This is a genomic window from Pseudomonas sp. Ant30-3 (genome assembly GCF_000690905.1).
Classification (GTDB): domain Bacteria; phylum Pseudomonadota; class Gammaproteobacteria; order Pseudomonadales; family Pseudomonadaceae; genus Aquipseudomonas.
Map to the genome: position 1 here is coordinate 1 of NZ_JMCL01000031.1, position 17,860 is coordinate 17,860.

Sequence of the window (17,860 nt, forward strand, 5' to 3'; positions counted from 1 at the left end):
CTAGATTCATACAACGCTCTTGTAGGAGCCGGCTTGCTGGCGATCCAGGCACCTCGGTCTGCCTGACACACCGGGTTGCCTGGATCGCCAGCAAGCCGGCTCCTACAGGGAACGAATTCCAACAATAAGAAAAATCAGTCCTGAACCGAGGTCCCATCAACGAACCACCTCACGAGTGAATCGAACATGAGCACCAACGTCGACCAGAACAACCGCCCCGACTACGACTCGGTCCTGCAGGACATCGCAGACTACGTTCTCACTTATACAGTCGAGTCTGAGGAAGCGCTGAACACCGCACGCAACTGCTTGATCGACACCCTTGGCTGTGGGCTGTTGGCGCTGCGCTTTCCCGAATGCACCAAGCACCTCGGTCCGATCGTGGAAGGCACTGTCGTCCCGCACGGCGCGCGGGTGCCGGGCACTAGTTACCGCCTCGATCCGGTGAAGGCGGCGTGGGACATCGGCTGCATCGTCCGTTGGCTCGACTACAACGACACCTGGCTGGCTGCCGAATGGGGTCATCCCTCGGACAATCTCGGTGGAATTCTCGCGGTAGCCGATCACCTGTCGCAAAAGCGTCTGGCCAATGGCGACGCGCCGCTGACGATTCGCGCGGTGCTCGAAGCGATGATCATGGCCCATGAGATTCAAGGCGTGATCGCCCTGGAAAACTCGTTCAACCGTGTAGGCCTTGATCACGTCATTCTGGTCAAAGTCGCCTCGACCGCTGTCACTGCGAAACTCATGGGCGCCAATCGTCAGCAACTGCTGTCCGCTTTGTCCCATGCATTCGCCGATGGTCAGGCACTGCGCACGTATCGCCATGCGCCCAACGCCGGCTCGCGCAAATCCTGGGCGGCGGGCGATGCGACCAGTCGAGGAGTGCGCCTGGCAGACATCGCCATGCGCGGGGAGATGGGCATCCCCGGCGTGCTGACCGCCAGGCAGTGGGGTTTCTACGATGTGTTGTTCAGTCATACCAATAACGACCTGGCGCTCAAGGCAGAAGACAAACGTGCCTTCAGCTTCAGCCGGCCGTACGGCACTTACGTGATGGAAAACGTGCTGTTCAAAATCAGTTTTCCTGCCGAATTCCACGCGCAAACCGCTTGTGAAGCGGCAGTGACCTTGCATTCGCAGGTGAGGAATCGCCTGCATGACATCGACAAAATCGTCATCACCACCCACGAGTCGGCAATCCGCATCATCTCCAAAGTCGGTCCGCTGGCCAATGCGGCTGACCGCGACCACTGCATTCAGTACATGGCCGCCGTGCCGCTGGCCTTCGGTAACCTGATCGCCGAGTACTACGAAGACGACTTTCACGCAGCCCATCCGATCATCGATGTATTGCGCGAGAAAATGGTCATTGTCGAAAACCCCCAGTACACGCGTGAGTATTTGGAGCCGGACAAACGCTCCATTGCCAATGCGATCCAGGTGTTTTTCAAGGACGGTACGAGCACCGCGAACGTGGTGGTGGAGTATCCGATCGGCCACCGTCGGCGCCGTGCTGAAGGCATTCCATTGTTGGAGGATAAGTTCATGGCGAACTTGCTCACACGATTCACCGGTCAGCGAAGTGAGGAGATTTTTGCGTTGTGCAAGGATCAGGCAGCGCTTGAGGCGACGCCTGTGAACCGGTTTGTGGATTTGTTTGTGATCTAAGAGTTATACCGCGTCATCGTTCAATCGCCAGCAGGCTAGCTCCCACCGACGATTTCTGTTCACCGAAGATTAATTGTGGGAGCCAGCCTGCTGGCGATGAGGCCGGACAGGCACTGAAGAATTACTTGAACCGCCGCTCCACCCCTTTCTCCACCAAAATCTTCGCGGAAATCTCTTCCACCGAAAAATGCGTGGAGTTGATGTGCGGGATGTTCTCGCGGCGAAACAGGTTCTCGACTTCGCGCACTTCGAATTCGCACTGCGCGTAACTCGAATAGCGGCTGTTGGGCTTGCGCTCGTTGCGGATCGCGGTAAGGCGGTCCGGATCGATCGTCAGGCCAAACAGCTTGTGCTGGTGGGCGCGCAGGGCGCTCGGCAATTGCAGGCGTTCCATGTCGTCTTCGGTCAGCGGATAGTTCGCCGCGCGAATGCCGAACTGCATGGCCATGTACAAACAGGTCGGCGTCTTGCCGCAGCGCGACACGCCCACCAGGATCAGGTCGGCCTTGTCGTAATAATGCGTGCGGGCGCCGTCGTCATTATCGAGGGCGAAGTTCACCGCCTCGATACGCTCCATATAGTTGGAGTTGGTCCCGATAGAGTGGGATTTGCCCACGGTATAGGAAGAATGCTCGGTGAGTTCCTGTTCGAGCGGGGCCAGGAAGGTCGAGAAAATGTCGATCATGAAACCATTCGACATTGCCAGGATCTCACGGATGTCCTGATTGACGATGGTGTCGAAGATAATCGGCCGGAAGCCGTCGGTTTCAGCGGCTTTGTTGATTTGTTGTACCATGGCCCGCGCTTTATCCACGTTGTCGATGTACGGCCGCGTGAATTTGCTGAAGGTAATGTTTTCGAACTGCGCCAGGAGGCTTTGACCCAGGGTTTCGGCAGTAATGCCGGTGCCATCGGAGATAAAGAAAGCAGATCGTTTCATTTGCACCTTGGGCCTTTAAGCTAATGAAGATTCTTGGATATGATAGGCGCGATTTGCCGGCCGCCAGTGGCTCGCATTCTCACTTATTTTCCAGGTCCAGGCCATATAGCTGGCAAATGCTCTTCCAGAGCGCCGGCTTCTGAGCTTTTCCAACACAGTTAGTGGAGAGATCACCTTGGTAGAGTACGTAGTTTCCCTCGATAAGCTCGGCAAACACGACGTTGAGCACGTGGGGGGCAAGAACGCATCCCTGGGCGAGATGATCAGCAACCTGGCGGGCGCCGGTGTATCGGTACCTGGTGGCTTTGCCACGACAGCTCAGGCATATCGTGATTTTCTGGAACTGAGCGGCCTGAACGATCAGATCCACGCCGCCCTCGACGCCCTGGACGTCGATGATGTGAACGCCCTCGCCAAGACCGGCGCGCAGATCCGTCAGTGGATCATGGAAGCGGAATTCCCCGAGAAGCTCAACGCCGAGATCCGCACCGCGTTTGCCACGCTGTCGGCCGGCAACCCTGACATGGCCGTGGCCGTGCGCTCTTCCGCTACCGCCGAAGACTTGCCGGACGCTTCCTTCGCCGGTCAGCAGGAAACCTTCCTCAACATCCGGGGTGTCGAAAACGTTATTCGCGCCGCCAAAGAGGTGTTCGCTTCACTGTTCAACGACCGTGCCATTTCCTACCGCGTGCACCAGGGCTTCGACCACAAACTGGTCGCCCTGTCGGCGGGCGTGCAGCGCATGGTCCGCTCCGAAACGGGTACCGCCGGCGTAATGTTCACCCTCGATACTGAATCGGGTTTCCGTGACGTGGTGTTCATCACCGGCGCTTACGGCCTGGGCGAAACCGTTGTACAAGGTGCGGTCAACCCGGATGAGTTCTACGTGCACAAACACACGCTGGCCGCCGGTCGTCCAGCCATTTTGCGCCGCAACCTGGGCAGCAAAGCCATCAAGATGATCTACGGCGAAGTCGCCACGGCCGGCAAATCGGTCAAGACCATCGACGTCGACAAGGCTGATCGCGCGCGCTTCTGCCTGAGCGACGCCGAAGTCAGCGAGCTGGCCAAGCAAGCGATGATCATCGAGAAGCACTACGGGTGCCCGATGGACATCGAGTGGGCCAAAGACGGCGACGACGGCAAGCTCTACATCGTTCAGGCGCGTCCTGAAACCGTGAAGAGCCGCACGTCGGCCAACGTCATGGAACGCTACCTGTTGAAAGAAACCGGCACCGTGCTGGTTGAAGGTCGCGCCATCGGCCAGCGCATCGGCGCCGGCAAGGTCCGCATCATCAAGGACGTGTCCGAGATGGACAAAGTCCAGCCGGGCGACGTGCTGGTGTCCGACATGACCGACCCGGACTGGGAACCGGTCATGAAGCGCGCCAGTGCCATCGTCACCAACCGGGGCGGGCGCACCTGCCACGCGGCGATCATCGCTCGCGAACTGGGCATCCCGGCCGTGGTCGGTTGCGGCAACGCCACCCAGTTGTTGAAAGACGGCCAGGGCGTGACCGTGTCCTGTGCAGAAGGCGACACCGGCTACATTTTCGAAGGCGAACTGGGCTTCGACATCAAGAAGAACTCCGTGGATGCCATGCCGGATCTGCCGTTCAAGATCATGATGAACGTCGGTAACCCGGACCGCGCCTTCGACTTTGCGCAGCTGCCGAATGCCGGCGTGGGCCTGGCCCGTCTGGAATTCATCATCAACCGTATGATCGGCGTGCACCCCAAGGCATTGCTGAACTATGACGGTCTGCCGCAAGACATCAAGGACAGCGTCGACAAACGCATCGCCGGTTACGATGATCCGGTCGGCTTCTATGTCGAGAAACTGGTTGAAGGCATCAGCACCCTGGCTGCAGCGTTCTACCCGAAAAAGGTCATCGTGCGCCTGTCGGACTTCAAGTCCAACGAATACGCGAACCTGATCGGCGGCAAGCTATATGAACCGGAAGAAGAAAACCCGATGCTGGGCTTCCGTGGCGCCTCGCGTTACATCAGCGAAGCGTTCCGTGACTGCTTCGAACTCGAATGCCGCGCCCTCAAGCGCGTGCGCAACGAGATGGGCCTGACCAACGTCGAAATCATGGTGCCGTTCGTCCGTACCCTCGGCGAAGCGAGCCAGGTTGTCGATCTGCTGGCTGAAAACGGTCTGGCGCGGGGTGACAACGGTCTGCGCGTGATCATGATGTGCGAACTGCCGTCCAACGCGATCCTGGCTGAGGAGTTCCTCGAGTTCTTCGACGGCTTCTCCATCGGCTCCAACGACCTGACTCAGCTGACGCTGGGCCTGGACCGTGACTCCGGGATCATCGCGCACCTGTTCGACGAGCGTAATCCTGCAGTCAAAAAGCTGTTGGCCAACGCCATCGCCGCGTGCAACAAGGCCGGCAAGTACATCGGCATCTGTGGTCAGGGCCCTTCGGATCACCCGGATCTGGCCAAATGGCTGATGGAGCAGGGCATCGAAAGCGTTTCGTTGAACCCCGATTCCGTGCTGGAAACCTGGTTCTTCCTGGCTGAAGGTCAAGCGCCGGCTTGATGGTGTAAAACGGCCGCTCAAATGCCTTTGTAGGAGCCGGCTTGCTGGCGATTGCATCACCACGGTTCCCTGACAGACCTCGGTGCCTGCATCGCCAGCAAGCCGGCTCCTACAGGGATGGACATGAAGTCAGCGGCGGCCGTTTTTTTGATTCAATCAGGGCGGGCTCCTCTGGAAGCCGCCCTTTTTTGTGCAAGAGCATTATGCAAAGCAGCAGCAACCTGTTTCCTGTCGCCCTGATCAGCGCCGAGCGGCGCGGCGATCTGAGCGAAGACGTTTATCGTTTGAAACCCGGCAACAGCCCCGACGCAACTGTCGAGCTGGCCGTCACGCGCCTTGGCCTGGCCGATGAACCGGCCGTGCGTGGCGTACCGGTGATTCTGTTGCACGGCAGTTTTTCCAATCGGCGCTTCTGGTTTTCGCCGAAAGGCTTGGGCCTGGGCGCTTACCTGGCCCGCCTGGGATTCGATGTGTGGATTCCCGAAATGCGCGGTCATGGCCTTTCCCGGCGCAACCACCACTACCGCAGAAACCGCGTCGCCGACTACGCCCGTTATGATTTGCCAGCGATCGGCGCCTTCGTTCGTGAGCAGAGCGGCCAGGTCCCGCACTGGGTCGGCCATTCGCTGGGGGGCATTACTCTGGCGGCGGCGCTGGGCGGCGAATACATCGGTGAGCCGGTGGTGGCGTCAGCCGCGTTCTTCGGCACGCAAGTCAGCCGCACATACTGGCCGTTGAAAATTCCACCGGTGGAGTGGGGCGGTCGCTTCATCCTCAAACGTTTCGCGCAGCTGTCCGGTTCGCGGCTCAAGCGCGGGCCAGAGGACGAGCCGATCGGTCTGGCCCTGGAGAGCATGCGCTGGTATGGCCTGTTCGGACGTTTTGGCGACGCTGACAAGGACTGGTGGGCGGGGTTGGCCGAGGTGAAATTACCGGTGCTGGCCGTGAGCGCGGCAGGTGATCACCAGGATCCGGCATGGGCGTGTCAGAAACTGTTCGATCAGTTGGGTTCAGAGCACAAGCAATTTATCAACCTGAGCCGCGAGAATGGCTTTGGCGATAATTTCGGCCACGTCGAGATGCTCGTCAGCAAAGCGGCGCAACTCGAAGTCTGGCCGTTGGTGGCTCAGTGGCTGGGCGATCAACAGACGCCTTTGCTCGGTGATACCCCGGTTCTGGCCGCAGTGGTCGGAGGCTGACGCTCTATCAAGGGCATTCCGCTCTGATCGGCTTACGGCTAAGCTATGACGCATTACGCTTTTCCGGTCACATTGCGACATCCTCGACGTCTTCTTTTCTACAGGAGTTTTTCGATGAACCATTACCTTACGCCTGACCTGTGCGACGCCTATCCGGAGCTGGTGCAGGTGCTGGAACCGATGTTCAGCAATTTCGGCGGCCACGATTCCTTCGGCGGTGAAATCGTGACCATCAAATGCTTCGAAGACAACTCGCTGGTCAAGGAACAGGTCGAGCTGGACGGTAAAGGAAAAGTGCTGGTAGTCGATGGCGGCGGCTCGCTGCGGCGGGCGCTGCTGGGTGACATGCTGGCCGAGAAAGCCGCGAAAAACGGCTGGGAGGGTCTGGTGATCTACGGCTGCATTCGCGACGTGGACGTCATCGCACAGACTGATCTTGGCGTTCAGGCCCTGGCCAGTCATCCGATGAAGACCGACAAGCGCGGCATCGGTGACCTCAACGTGGCTGTCACCTTCGCGGGCGTGACCTTCCATCCGGGTCACTACGTTTACGCGGACAACAATGGCGTGATCATTTCGCCAAGTCCGCTGAAAATGCCTGAATAAATCGCGAATCAATCAAGGGGTGAGGATGTTCGAGGAAGACAACGCGCAGTGGGGGCTGGTGCATGCCCTGGTGCTGGATGGTAAAGGCGGTGCGCGTTCGATAGCCCGGACAGAACTCGACGAATTGCAGCTGCAGGCGCATGAAAGTCTGTGGCTGCACTGGGATCGCAGTCACCCGCAAACTCAGACCTGGCTGCGCAAATCCAGCGGGCTGAGCGAATTCAGTTGCGACCTGCTGCTCGAAGAAAACACCCGGCCGCGCCTGCTCGCGCTGCCGGATTCCGAACTGTTGCTGTTCTTGCGCGGGGTCAACCTCAACCCCGGGGCAGAGCCGGAAGACATGGTCTCGGTGCGCATTTTCGCGGCGGCACAGCGGGTTATTTCCCTGCGGCTGCGACCGTTGCGCGCCACCGACGAATTGCTGATGCAGCTGGCTGAAGGCAAGGGGCCAAAAACCGCATCCGAGCTCATCCTTTATATGGCGCAGTACCTCACCAACAAGGTGCAGGATCTGGTCAGTTGTCTCTCGGAAGTGGTCGATGAAGAGGAAGAAAAACTGGATGCCGACGAACGGTATACACCCGAGCATGGTGCCATTTTGCAGATCCGCCGGCGGGCCGCTGCGCTGAAGCGATTCCTGGCGCCGCAACGGGAAATTTTCGGCCAACTGACGCGTTTGAAACTGCCTTGGTTCGTCGAAGATGACGGCGATTACTGGAACGAATTGAACAACAGTCTTACCCGCTATCTGGAAGAGCTGGAGTTGACCCGCGAGCGGGTGGGGCTGGTCCTCGAGGCCGAAGACAGACGCTTGAGCGTGCGCATGAACCGCACGATGTATCGCTTCGGGATCATCACCGGGATCTTTTTGCCGATGAGTTTTCTGACCGGTTTGTTGGGGATCAACGTGGGAGGAATTCCCTTCTCCGAAAGCCCTTATGGTTTCATGATTGCCTGCCTGCTGGTGGCCTCCGTGGCGCTCGGGCAGTGGTGGTTATTCCGACGTTTGCGTTGGGTCTGACAATGCGTCATGTGACCTGTGCAAATTTGGCCGCGTCTTTCACAGACATCACGAGAGGTGCGTATGCACGATCCGTTTGAACAGTCTTTACGCGACATGCTGAACGCTTCACCGTCCACCCGCGACGATGATGCGTGCCTTGGCCGTGTGTTGAAAACCGCTAACCGCCAGGTCGGCGCTGGCGACCTGTTCAGCCTGTTGGGCCGCTGGCTGCCCGCGTTGATGATCGCCCTGAATAACGGATCGGCACACGTCTCGCCGGTTTCCCGTCGTCGCAAACCTACCGTTCGCACCGCTGATAAGGCTGATTGAATATGGAACTTGATCTCTGGACTCAGAGCCTCGTCACTGCAATGACTGCGTTGTGGACCAAGATTGCGAATTTCATCCCGAACCTGTTTGGCGCACTGGTTGTGCTGCTGTTGGGCTTCGTGGTCGCCAAGCTGCTGGACACCCTGTTGTCCAAGTTGCTGGCTAAGCTGGGGCTAGATCGCCTGATGGGCGGCACCGGTCTGACAAAATTATTGTCCCGGGCTGGCCTGCAGGTGCCGATTTCGACGCTGATCGGCAAAATCGTCTACTGGTTCGTTTTGCTGATTTTCCTGGTTTCTGCAGCGGAATCTCTTGGACTTGAGCGAGTCTCGGCTACGCTTGACATGCTTGCGCTGTATTTGCCGAAAGTATTTGGCGCCGCGCTGGTGTTGCTGGTAGGCGTGCTGCTGGCGCAACTGGCCAACGGGCTGGTGCGTGGCGCGGCAGAAGGCGTAGGGCTGGACTACGCTTCAGGGCTGGGGCGAATTGCCCAGGGCCTGGTGATTATCATCAGTATTTCGGTGGCAATCAGCCAGTTGGAGGTCAAGACTGACCTGCTGAACCACGTGATTGTCATCGTATTGATTACCGTTGGTCTGGCGGTTGCGCTGGCCATGGGGCTTGGAAGCCGGGAAATTGCCGGTCAGATTCTTGCGGGAATCTATGTGCGTGAGTTGTATGAGGTTGGGCAACAAGTGCGTGTTGGCGAGGTCGAAGGGCAGATCGAAGAGATCGGCACGGTTAAAACCACACTGCTGACCGACGAGGGTGAGCTAGTCTCTCTCTCTAATCGGATCTTGCTGGAGCAGCATGTGAGTAGCCGCTAACCCGGCAAACCCTGCTAATGTATGCCGCCGCAAATGCCCATCAGGGTTGCGGCGGACATTGACCTGACTGTCGGCCCGACTTGTTTTGAATAAAGCTCAATCGCTCTCTACGCGCTACGACCCCCGCGAGCTCTCTGATGAGGAGTTGGTCGCGCGCTCGCATACCGAGCTGTTTCACGTAACGCGCGCCTATGAAGAATTGATGCGGCGTTACCAGCGAACATTATTTAACGTCTGTGCACGATATCTTGGAAACGATCGCGACGCAGACGATGTCTGTCAGGAAGTGATGTTGAAGGTGTTGTATGGCCTGAAGAACTTCGAGGGGAAATCGAAGTTCAAAACCTGGCTCTACAGCATCACGTACAACGAATGCATCACTCAGTATCGGAAGGAACGGCGAAAGCGTCGCTTGATGGATGCTTTGAGTCTGGACCCGCTTGAGGAAGCGTCTGAAGAAAAGGCGCCGAACCCTGAAGAAAAGGGCGGACTTGATCGCTGGCTGGTGTATGTAAACCCGATCGACAGGGAGATTCTGGTGCTACGATTTGTCGCAGAGCTGGAATTTCAGGAGATCGCGGATATCATGCATATGGGTTTGAGTGCGACAAAAATGCGTTACAAACGTGCTCTAGATAAATTGCGTGAGAAATTTGCAGGCGTGGCTGAAACTTAGTTCGACGCAAATATCTCTTACGTGTAGGCAAGTTCTGATAGACTTGCCGCCGAGTTGTCCCCCGGTTTGCGGGACTGCTTCACAATCACCAGATGGGGATTTAACGGATGAAACTGAAAAACACCTTGGGCTTGGCCATTGGTTCTCTTATTGCGGCCACTTCGTTCGGCGCTCTGGCACAAGGCCAAGGCGCAGTTGAAATCGAAGGCTTCGCTAAGAAAGAAATGTTCGACAGCGCTCGCGACTTCAAAAACAACGGCAACCTGTTCGGCGGCTCGATCGGTTACTTCCTGACCGACGACGTTGAACTGCGTCTGGCCTACGACGAAGTGCACAACGCGCGCACTGAAGACGGGACGAACGTTAAAGGCGCTAACACCGCTCTGGACGCTCTGTACCACTTCAATAACCCAGGTGACATGCTGCGTCCTTACGTCTCGGCCGGTTTCTCGGACCAGAGCATCGACCAGAATGGCAGCAACGGCCGCAACCGTTCCACCTTCGCCAACGTTGGCGGCGGTGCCAAGCTGTACTTCACTGACAACTTCTACGCCCGTGCCGGCGTTGAAGCTCAGTACAATATCGACCAGGGCGACACTGAGTGGGCTCCTAGCGTTGGTATCGGTGTGAACTTCGGTGGCGGCTCCAAGCCTGCTGCTGCTCCAGTTCCAGCACCGGCTGAAGTCTGCTCCGACAGCGACAACGACGGCGTTTGCGACAACGTTGACAAGTGCCCGGACACCCCAGCCAACGTAACTGTTGACGCTGATGGCTGCCCAGCAGTTGCTGAAGTTGTTCGTGTAGAGCTGGACGTTAAGTTCGATTTCGACAAATCTGTTGTTAAGACCGACAGCTACGGCGACATCAAGAACCTGGCTGACTTCATGAAGCAGTACCCAGCCACCAGCACTACTGTTGAAGGTCACACTGACTCCGTCGGTCCTGACGCTTACAACCAGAAACTGTCCGAGCGTCGTGCAAACGCCGTTAAGCAAGTTCTGACCAACCAGTACGGTGTTGAATCGTCCCGCGTTCAGTCTGTTGGCTACGGCGAATCCCGCCCAGTTGCTGACAACGCTACTGACGCTGGCCGCGCTGTAAACCGTCGCGTAGAAGCGCAGGTTGAAGCTAACGCTAAGTAATTAGCCGCAGCTCTGAGGAAAGCCCGGCTCAGGCCGGGCTTTTCTTTGTCTGCGATTTGCCTGGGGAAAGGGAAATCAGCAACATTCAAGCTGACTGGTCTGCCGTTATCGCGGGCAAGTTTTGCTGCCATTCGCTCTGTACTCCGTACGCCGCCACTTCACCGATCACAAGAATAGCCGGGCTCTTCAATACAAAGATGTAGGCATCTTCCTGCATTGCTGTGAGGTTGCTCCGACATTCCCGTTGATGCGGCAAGGATGCATTTTCAATCATCGCCACCGGCGTATCCGCAGCCAGGCCTCCGGCCAGCAACTGTTCGCGGATCTCGCTCAACTTCGCTACGCCCATGTAAATCACCAAGGTCGTGCCGCTTTGCGCCAGCGCTTGCCAGTTCAGGCTGCTGTCATCCTGCGTGTGCGCCGTCACCAGCGTCACGCCGCGTGCCACACCACGCAAAGTCAGGGGAATGCCGCACTGCGTCGCTCCCGCAAGACCGGCAGTTATGCCGTTGACCAGTTCGACCTCGATTCCCTGTTCCCGCAACCACTGCGCCTCTTCACCGCCCCGACCGAAAATGCATGGATCGCCACCCTTGAGCCGCACCACGCATTTGCCTTGGCGGGCATAGCGCAACATCAGCCGGTGAATAAACGCCTGTGGCGTCGAGCGGCATCCTCCGCGCTTGCCAACCGGAATGATCCGCGCGTGCGGACAATGCTCAAGCACCGCCCCGTTCACCAGATCGTCGATCAACACCACAGCCGCTTCGTTCAGTGCCCGAACAGCCTTGAGGGTCAACAGTTCCGGGTCGCCGGGGCCTGCACCCACCAGCCAGACTTTTGCATTCATAGTGTTTTCCTCAGGAGATGATGGCGAGCGGCTGCGCAGCGGCAGCCAGCAGGCGCTTGATTTCCGGAACGCAGGAACCGCATTGCGTGCCACAGCCCAATTTTTGTTTTAAACCCGGTAAATCCAGACCGCTGCTGATACCGGTGCAGATGGCGCCCTGGCTGACGTTCATGCAGTTGCAAAGAATTTTGCTGCCCGCCGCCGGCATGCTGGCGTTGCCCGGCGGTGCGCTCAGCGGCGCCAGCAACCAGCGCCGCAACTCCTGGTCCGCGCGACCTTCGAGCCAGAGGTTTTGCAGCCAATGTTGGGCAAGGGTTTCACCCGCGAGACGAATCGCGGTGATCCGGCCGTTTTCGATGCGTACGCGTTTACCAATCGAACGTCCCGGGTCGTCATAGGTCAGCACCGGTCCTTCGCTCAGGCCCAGGCACTGGTCGATAGCGTGCAGCACGGCAGGCTCCGGCACGGCAAGGCTGGCGGCGCGTATGAGCAGTGCTGGCCGTTCTCGACCTGCCAAGCTGAGGCTGACGTAGGAAAACGCCTCGCACAGCGGTCGTAGCGTCTCAAAATGCTGTTGAACATCACCTTCGACCAGAGCGAAGAGCGTCCATGGCAAATTCGCCGGTTCGAGACGCACGCCGCTGTATTTCAACTCCGGCTGTTTCGACAAGGGGTCGAACGCCGGTTGAGTGATTGTATTGACACCGCCCTTGAGGAAGCGGTCGCCCCAATGCATGGGCAGGAAGGCCTGCCCGGGGCGCAGGCTGTCGTCACTGGCGACGGCAACAATCAGCGAACCTCGACGACTTTGAAGGCTGACCAGATCGCCCGATTGCAGGGAATGCCGACCTAGCTCATCCGGGTGCAGGCTCAACTGCGCTTCGCTGACGTGACCGAATGATTGCGCGGCCGTGCCGGTTCGGCTCATGCCATGCCACTGGTCGCGCAGACGCCCGGTCAGCAAGGTCAGCGGAAACTCTGCATCCCGTTGCTCTTTGGCCGCGAGGTAAGGATCGGCAATGAACCGCGCGCGGCCGTTGGCGGTGGGGAAAACCCCATCCAGATACAGCCGTGCCGTGCCGTGCGTCGCGCCTGAGGGGAAGGGCCATTGCTGAGGACCGAGTTGGTCGATCAGCTCATGGCTGATGCCCGACAGGTCCAGGTCGCGGCCGCGGGTCAGCAGTTTGTATTCATCAAAAATCTGCGCGGGTGACTTGAAGGCAAACAGGCTGGTTTGGCCTGGACGCAGACGCTTCTCCAGGCGTTGGGCGAAATCCACGGTAATCGACCAGTCCGGACGGGCTTCACCCGGTGCGACTACCGCTTGCCGCACGTGGGAAATCCGCCGCTCGGAGTTAGTCACCGTGCCTTCCTTTTCACCCCAGCTCGCGGCCGGTAGCAGCAGATCTGCAAAGGCGGCCGTTTCTGTAGTGCGGAAAGCTTCCTGCAAAACCACAAAAGGGCAGGCCTGCAATGCCGCGCGCACGGCATTTTGATCAGGCAGCGATTGCGCAGGGTTAGTGCAGGCGATCCACAGTGCCTTGATTTTGCCGCTGCGCACCTGCTCGAACAGCTCGATGGCGGTCAGCCCCGTACTTGCCGGAAGTTGTTCGACGCCCCAGTAAGCCGCTACTTCAGCGCGATGTTCAGCGTTGGCCGCTTCGCGATGGCCCGGCAGCAGGTTGGACAAACTGCCGGTTTCCCGGCCGCCCATGGCATTCGGCTGACCGGTCAGAGAGAAAGGTCCGGCACCGGGACGGCCGATTTGCCCGGTGACCAGGTGCAGGTTGATCAAGGCGCTGTTTTTTGCGCTGCCCGCCGTCGATTGGTTCAGGCCCATGCACCACAGCGACAGGAAGCTCGGCGAAGTGCCCACCCATTCGGCGCACTGGCGCAGTTGCGCGGGACTGATCCCGCATAGCTCCGACACGCTCTGTGGCGTGTAATCGCGCACCAACGCCTCAAGTTCCTCCAGCCCGTCGGTGTGTGCTTCGATGAACTCGCGGTCAATCCACTCTTCCTTCAGCAACAGATGCACAATCCCATGGAACAAGGCTACATCGGTGCCAGGCAGGATGGCCAGGTGCAAGTCCGCCAGGTCGCAGGTGTCGGTGCGACGCGGGTCAATGACGATGACTTTCATCTGCGGCCGACGGGATTTCGCTTCCTCCAGGCGTCGGAACAAGACCGGGTGGGCGTAGGCCATGTTGCTGCCGACGATCATCACACAGTCGCTCAGTTCCAGGTCTTCGTAGCTGCACGGCGGTGCATCAGCGCCCAGGCTGCGTTTGTAACCGACCACTGCAGACGACATGCACAGCCGCGAATTGCTGTCGATGTTGTTAGTGCCCACCAGGGCCCGCGCCAGTTTGTTGAAGGCGTAATAATCTTCGGTGAGCAACTGGCCGGAGATGTAAAAAGCCACGCTGTCCGGCCCGTGCTCGGCGACGGTCTCGGCAAAGACATTGGCGGCGTGATCGAGCGCGGTGTCCCAGTCGGTGCGGCTGCGCGCGAGGCCTTTGCCCAGGCGCAATTCGGGGTATAGAGCGCGGGCGGTGAGGTCGCCGGTCAGGTGCAGGGTCGAACCTTTGCTGCACAGTTTGCCGAAATTGGCCGGGTGCGCCGGATCGCCGCTGACGCCGAGGATGCGCTCGCCGTCATGTTCGATCAGCACGCCGCAGCCGACGCCGCAGTAACAGCACGTCGAGGCCGTGATCTGACGGTTCATCAGCTGGCTTCCTGCAGGGGAACGGGCGCCAGGTCATCGTCCTCGTCAACGGTCGCGACGATCGATTGGGCGCCAAACATCAAGTGATCGCGAATAGGCCCGATGCCGTGGTTCTCGCGAATTTTCTGGAGATACCAGCCGCCATCAGCGGTATCGCCATACAGGCAGGCGCCAACCAATACGTCATCCTTGATCACCAGTTTTTTATAAACCCCACTGATCGGGTCGCAGAGGGTGATGGTCTCGGTGCCTTCGCCGCCCATGAAGTCGCCGGCGGAGAACAGGTCGATGCCGGTAACCTTTAGTTTGGTCGAGGTCACCGAGCCCTTGTAAGTGGCAAATCCCAATTGAGCCAGGTGGTTGGCGCACACCTTGGCCTGTTCGAACAGCGGCGCGACCAAGCCATAGGCGATGCCACGGTGACTGGCGCATTCGCCGATTGCGTAAATCCGTGGGTCGTAGGTTTGCATCGTGTCGTTGACCAGAATCCCCCGAGTGCACGGCAGGCCGGATTTTTCCGCGAGTTCGGTGCGCGGACGGATGCCGGCAGCCATCACCACCAGGTCGGCGGGAAGGATGTCGCCGTTCTTGAACTCAATCGAGCCAACCCGCCCGTTGCCGGCATCGTGCAGGGCCAGCGTCTGTTCACGCAGGCGAAACTGCAGGCCCCGGGCTTCCAGGGCGGCTTGCAGCAATTGGCCGCTGGTTTTATCGAGTTGTCGCTCGAGCAGCCATTCGCCGATGTGCACCACCGTGACGTGCATGCCGCGCAGCATCAGTCCGTTGGCCGCCTCCAGGCCTAGCAGCCCGCCGCCGATGACCACCGCGTGTTGATGCGTTTTCGCGGTGTTGATCATCGTCTGGGTGTCGGCAATATCGCGGTAGCCGATCACGCCCTGCAGGGTGTTGCCGGGGATCGGCAGGATGAAAGGCGTCGAACCGGTGGCGATCAGCAGGCGATCGTATTCGGCCTCGGTGCCGTCGTCGGCGATGACCCGGCGTTTGATCCGGTCGATTTCCACCACGTTGCGGTTGAGCAGCAGCGTGATGTTGTTCCTGGAGTACCAGTCGAGGTCGTTGAGCACGATCTCCTCGAACGTTTGCTCGCCGGCCAGCACGGGTGACAGCAGGATACGGTTGTAGTTGGCATGCGGTTCAGCGCCGAAGACCGTGATGTCGTACAGCTCGTCGCTCAATTTGAGCAGCTCTTCCAGGGTACGAGTCCCGGCCATGCCGTTGCCGATCATCACCAGTTTCAATTTTTTCATCAGGTTCTCCGGGGAGTCCGCACTGGCCTCATCAGGCGCTCAGGTCGTGCTCGACATATTTCGCGCAAACAAAAAAAGGCGTCCCGCTAGTTGCCTAGCGAGGACACCTTTGTCCTGGTCCCGTTCTCTCGGGCAGCGCACCCTTCATCGTTGAAGGCTGGGCTTTATGTGTGATGGGATGGGTAATGCAGTGGTTGTGCCAAGTTGTGCGGCCCGGCGGATCTGCGGGTATTGCTTGAGTGAAGGAGGGCTTTGCTGCACCGAATTAAGGCGAAGTGCCCGTTTTGAGGCAAAAGATCGCAGCCTCGTTGCACTCGACAGCTCCTACGGGGAAACGTGATTCGCTTGTAGGCGCTGGCCTGTAGGAGCTGTCGAGTGCAACGAGGCTGAGATCTTTCAGCCACGAAAAACCAACACCAGCAACACCAGATTCACCACCAGCGAAACCAGTGCCATGGTCCGCCAGACCTTCAACGGCTCGCGCTCCAGCAACGGTCGCGGGCGCACACTCAAACTGCGACGCTCGCCCTGTTCCAGCAGCAGCAACCATTCTTCCGCCGTTTCAAATCGCCCTGCGGGTTCCGCCGCAACCGCGCGCTCCAGGCTTTGCGCCAGCCATTCCGGCAGATCCGGCCGATAGCGACCAGGACTCACCGGCAGGCCAAATCGCGGACGCTGAAAAGCTTCGATTTCACCATAGGGGTAATGCCCGGTGAGCAGGAAATACAGGGTCACGCCGACCGCATACAAATCCTGCTGCGCAGTCGGCGCATCACCACGAAAAGCCTCTGGCGCAATGTAGCTGGGGGTGCCGGGCAGGGCGCAGGCCTGGTCTTCGGACAAGCCGGGGCAGTAGGCGAGACCGAAATCCAGCAGGCGCAACTCACCGTCGTCCCCCAGCAGCAGGTTTTCCGGTTTGATGTCGCGATGCAAAATTTGCCGGCGATGCAGCATGCCCAGCGCCCGCAGCAAGCGCTCAGCCAGGTCCTGCCATTGCGCCAAAGGCAACGGCCCCGCCTGCGCGTGCAACTGCGCGAGGGTGGAACCGGAATATTCGCGCATCACGTAGTACAAATGCTGACGCTGACTGGCCGCATGCACCTCCGGAAAATGCCGCCCGGCCACGCGTTTGAGAAACCATTCCTCAGACAGCAACGCCTGCCCGGCCAGATGATCGTCATGTAGTGCCGCCGGTAACGTCTTCAATAACCAGGATTGCTGTTGCGTATCGCGCACTCGATAAAGCAGCGATTGCTGGCTCTGCGCAAGAACCCCGTCAATCTGCCAGCCTTCGAACATCTGGCCCGGTTTCAGCGTGGGGGGCAGCGGCCATTGCTGCAGATGAATAAGCGCATCGCCAATGCTGGTTTCGCCAAGCGCGTCGACCCGCACCAACATCGCGCTGGCGTTGTCTTGACTGCCGGCCAGGTGCGCCGCGCTGACCAGCGTCTGGGCGGCGCTGGATAAATCCGGCTGGTCGCGCAGAATAGCCGCAATAGCCGTATCCCCCAAAACAGCCCAGATGCCATCGCTGAGCAGGACAAAACTTTCATCAACACGCAACTCGCCGTCGAGAAAATCCAGCACCACGTGTTGATCCAGTCCCAGCGCGCGTTTCAGCACGTGCTGCATGCCCGGTTGATCCCAGACGTGATCTTCGCTGATGCGTTGCAACTGGTCAGCGTGCCAGCGATAAACCCTGCAGTCGCCGACGTGGGCCAAGGTAAACCGCCTGCCGCGCATCACCAAAGCGCTGACCGTGGTCAGCAGCGGTTGGCCACCGCCGTTGGCTTGCAACCAGCGATTCTGCGCGAGCAGCAAGCGGTCCAGTGCCTGCGCGACACCCCAGGTTTCCGGGGTGGCGTAATAATCCAGCGCCAGTGCCTGCAGGGTCGAACGCGCGGCGAGGCCGCCATCTGCACACTGGCTGACGCCGTCGGCGATGGCGAACAGGTAACCTTTGCTCGCTGCCAGCGCCGGCGCGGGTGTCACCAGGCGCAAGGCGTCCTGATTTTCCTCGCGCGGCCCGGTGGCGCTGGCTTCGGCGAAACTCAGTTGCAGGCTCATTC

General features: G+C 59.2%; 13 protein-coding genes and 1 pseudogene. 9 read left to right on the forward strand and 5 right to left on the reverse strand.

What is annotated here, in order from left to right; genetic code table 11:
* Positions 1-186 precede the first annotated feature (186 nt).
* On the forward strand, positions 187-1,671 hold the full coding sequence (gene prpD / locus DU29_RS0108620) for a 2-methylcitrate dehydratase (RefSeq protein ID WP_028621375.1): 1,485 nt from the start codon (positions 187-189) through the stop codon (positions 1,669-1,671).
* A 121-nt stretch (positions 1,672-1,792) separates the two neighbouring features.
* On the opposite strand, the gene ppsR is transcribed toward prpD, so the two are convergent.
* Entirely contained in the window at positions 1,793-2,611 is an 819-nt protein-coding gene (gene ppsR / locus DU29_RS0108625) for a posphoenolpyruvate synthetase regulatory kinase/phosphorylase PpsR (RefSeq protein ID WP_028621376.1), read from the reverse strand.
* A 175-nt stretch (positions 2,612-2,786) separates the two neighbouring features.
* Here ppsR and ppsA point away from each other — a divergent pair, with 175 nt between their 5' ends.
* The 8 genes from ppsA (at position 2,787) to DU29_RS0108665 (ending at position 10,945) form a co-directional block, all read left to right on the forward strand.
* On the forward strand, positions 2,787-5,162 hold the full coding sequence (gene ppsA, locus DU29_RS0108630; RefSeq protein WP_028621377.1) for a phosphoenolpyruvate synthase: 2,376 nt from the start codon (positions 2,787-2,789) through the stop codon (positions 5,160-5,162).
* Positions 5,163-5,365: 203 nt separating this feature from the next.
* Positions 5,366-6,361 carry an alpha/beta fold hydrolase gene (locus tag DU29_RS0108635; RefSeq protein ID WP_028621378.1) on the forward strand — a complete coding sequence of 332 codons (996 nt, stop codon included), beginning with the start codon at positions 5,366-5,368 and terminating at the stop codon, positions 6,359-6,361.
* 114 nt (positions 6,362-6,475) lie between these two features.
* Positions 6,476-6,967, forward strand: a complete 492-nt coding sequence (rraA, locus tag DU29_RS0108640) for a ribonuclease E activity regulator RraA (protein ID WP_028621379.1) — start codon at positions 6,476-6,478, stop codon at positions 6,965-6,967.
* Between the two features lie 25 nt (positions 6,968-6,992).
* The gene (locus DU29_RS0108645) at positions 6,993-7,988 is read left to right on the forward strand and encodes a zinc transporter ZntB (RefSeq protein ID WP_028621380.1); all 996 of its coding nucleotides are present in this window, start codon (positions 6,993-6,995) and stop codon (positions 7,986-7,988) included.
* A gap of 63 nt (positions 7,989-8,051) precedes the next feature.
* Positions 8,052-8,300, forward strand: a complete 249-nt coding sequence (locus tag DU29_RS0108650) for a hypothetical protein (RefSeq protein ID WP_028621381.1) — start codon at positions 8,052-8,054, stop codon at positions 8,298-8,300.
* Positions 8,301-8,302: 2 nt separating this feature from the next.
* The gene (locus DU29_RS0108655; RefSeq protein WP_028621382.1) at positions 8,303-9,127 is read left to right on the forward strand and encodes a mechanosensitive ion channel family protein; all 825 of its coding nucleotides are present in this window, start codon (positions 8,303-8,305) and stop codon (positions 9,125-9,127) included.
* An 85-nt stretch (positions 9,128-9,212) separates the two neighbouring features.
* A complete protein-coding gene (gene sigX / locus DU29_RS0108660; protein WP_028621383.1) occupies positions 9,213-9,803 on the forward strand; it encodes an RNA polymerase sigma factor SigX in 591 nt (196 codons plus the stop codon).
* Between the two features lie 107 nt (positions 9,804-9,910).
* Positions 9,911-10,945 (forward strand): OmpA family protein, encoded by a 1,035-nt coding sequence (locus tag DU29_RS0108665; protein WP_028621384.1) that lies wholly within the window; start codon positions 9,911-9,913, stop codon positions 10,943-10,945.
* Between the two features lie 85 nt (positions 10,946-11,030).
* Here the strand turns inward: DU29_RS0108665 and cobA are convergent, their stop codons facing one another.
* The 4 genes and pseudogenes from cobA to DU29_RS0108685 all read right to left on the reverse strand — a co-directional run bounded on the left by cobA (position 11,031) and on the right by DU29_RS0108685 (position 17,858).
* Complete coding sequence (gene cobA, locus DU29_RS0108670; RefSeq protein ID WP_028621385.1) at positions 11,031-11,795, reverse strand: uroporphyrinogen-III C-methyltransferase; 765 nt, start codon at positions 11,793-11,795, stop codon at positions 11,031-11,033.
* A gap of 10 nt (positions 11,796-11,805) precedes the next feature.
* A complete protein-coding gene (locus DU29_RS0108675; protein WP_028621386.1) occupies positions 11,806-14,523 on the reverse strand; it encodes a nitrate reductase in 2,718 nt (905 codons plus the stop codon).
* 59 nt (positions 14,524-14,582) lie between these two features.
* Positions 14,583-15,791 (reverse strand): annotated as a pseudogene (locus tag DU29_RS01000000129705) (NAD(P)/FAD-dependent oxidoreductase); the annotation flags it as partial.
* Positions 15,792-16,187: 396 nt separating this feature from the next.
* Positions 16,188-17,858 carry a bifunctional protein-serine/threonine kinase/phosphatase gene (locus tag DU29_RS0108685; protein ID WP_028621387.1) on the reverse strand — a complete coding sequence of 557 codons (1,671 nt, stop codon included), beginning with the start codon at positions 17,856-17,858 and terminating at the stop codon, positions 16,188-16,190.
* Between the last annotated feature and the right edge of the window lie 2 nt (positions 17,859-17,860).

What these genes read in the sequence shown, in the direction of transcription:
- DU29_RS0108675 (WP_028621386.1), bottom strand. Translation starts at nt 14,523, where the DNA reads ATGAACCGTCAGATCACGGCCTCGACGTGCTGTTACTGCGGCGTCGGC.
- prpD (WP_028621375.1), top strand. Translation starts at nt 187, where the DNA reads ATGAGCACCAACGTCGACCAGAACAACCGCCCCGACTACGACTCGGTC.
- DU29_RS0108635 (WP_028621378.1), top strand. Translation starts at nt 5,366, where the DNA reads ATGCAAAGCAGCAGCAACCTGTTTCCTGTCGCCCTGATCAGCGCCGAG.
- DU29_RS0108655 (WP_028621382.1), top strand. Translation starts at nt 8,303, where the DNA reads ATGGAACTTGATCTCTGGACTCAGAGCCTCGTCACTGCAATGACTGCG.
- DU29_RS0108650 (WP_028621381.1), top strand. Translation starts at nt 8,052, where the DNA reads ATGCACGATCCGTTTGAACAGTCTTTACGCGACATGCTGAACGCTTCA.
- DU29_RS0108685 (WP_028621387.1), bottom strand. Translation starts at nt 17,858, where the DNA reads ATGAGCCTGCAACTGAGTTTCGCCGAAGCCAGCGCCACCGGGCCGCGC.
- ppsR (WP_028621376.1), bottom strand. Translation starts at nt 2,611, where the DNA reads ATGAAACGATCTGCTTTCTTTATCTCCGATGGCACCGGCATTACTGCC.
- rraA (WP_028621379.1), top strand. Translation starts at nt 6,476, where the DNA reads ATGAACCATTACCTTACGCCTGACCTGTGCGACGCCTATCCGGAGCTG.
- DU29_RS0108645 (WP_028621380.1), top strand. Translation starts at nt 6,993, where the DNA reads ATGTTCGAGGAAGACAACGCGCAGTGGGGGCTGGTGCATGCCCTGGTG.
- cobA (WP_028621385.1), bottom strand. Translation starts at nt 11,795, where the DNA reads ATGAATGCAAAAGTCTGGCTGGTGGGTGCAGGCCCCGGCGACCCGGAA.
- DU29_RS0108665 (WP_028621384.1), top strand. Translation starts at nt 9,911, where the DNA reads ATGAAACTGAAAAACACCTTGGGCTTGGCCATTGGTTCTCTTATTGCG.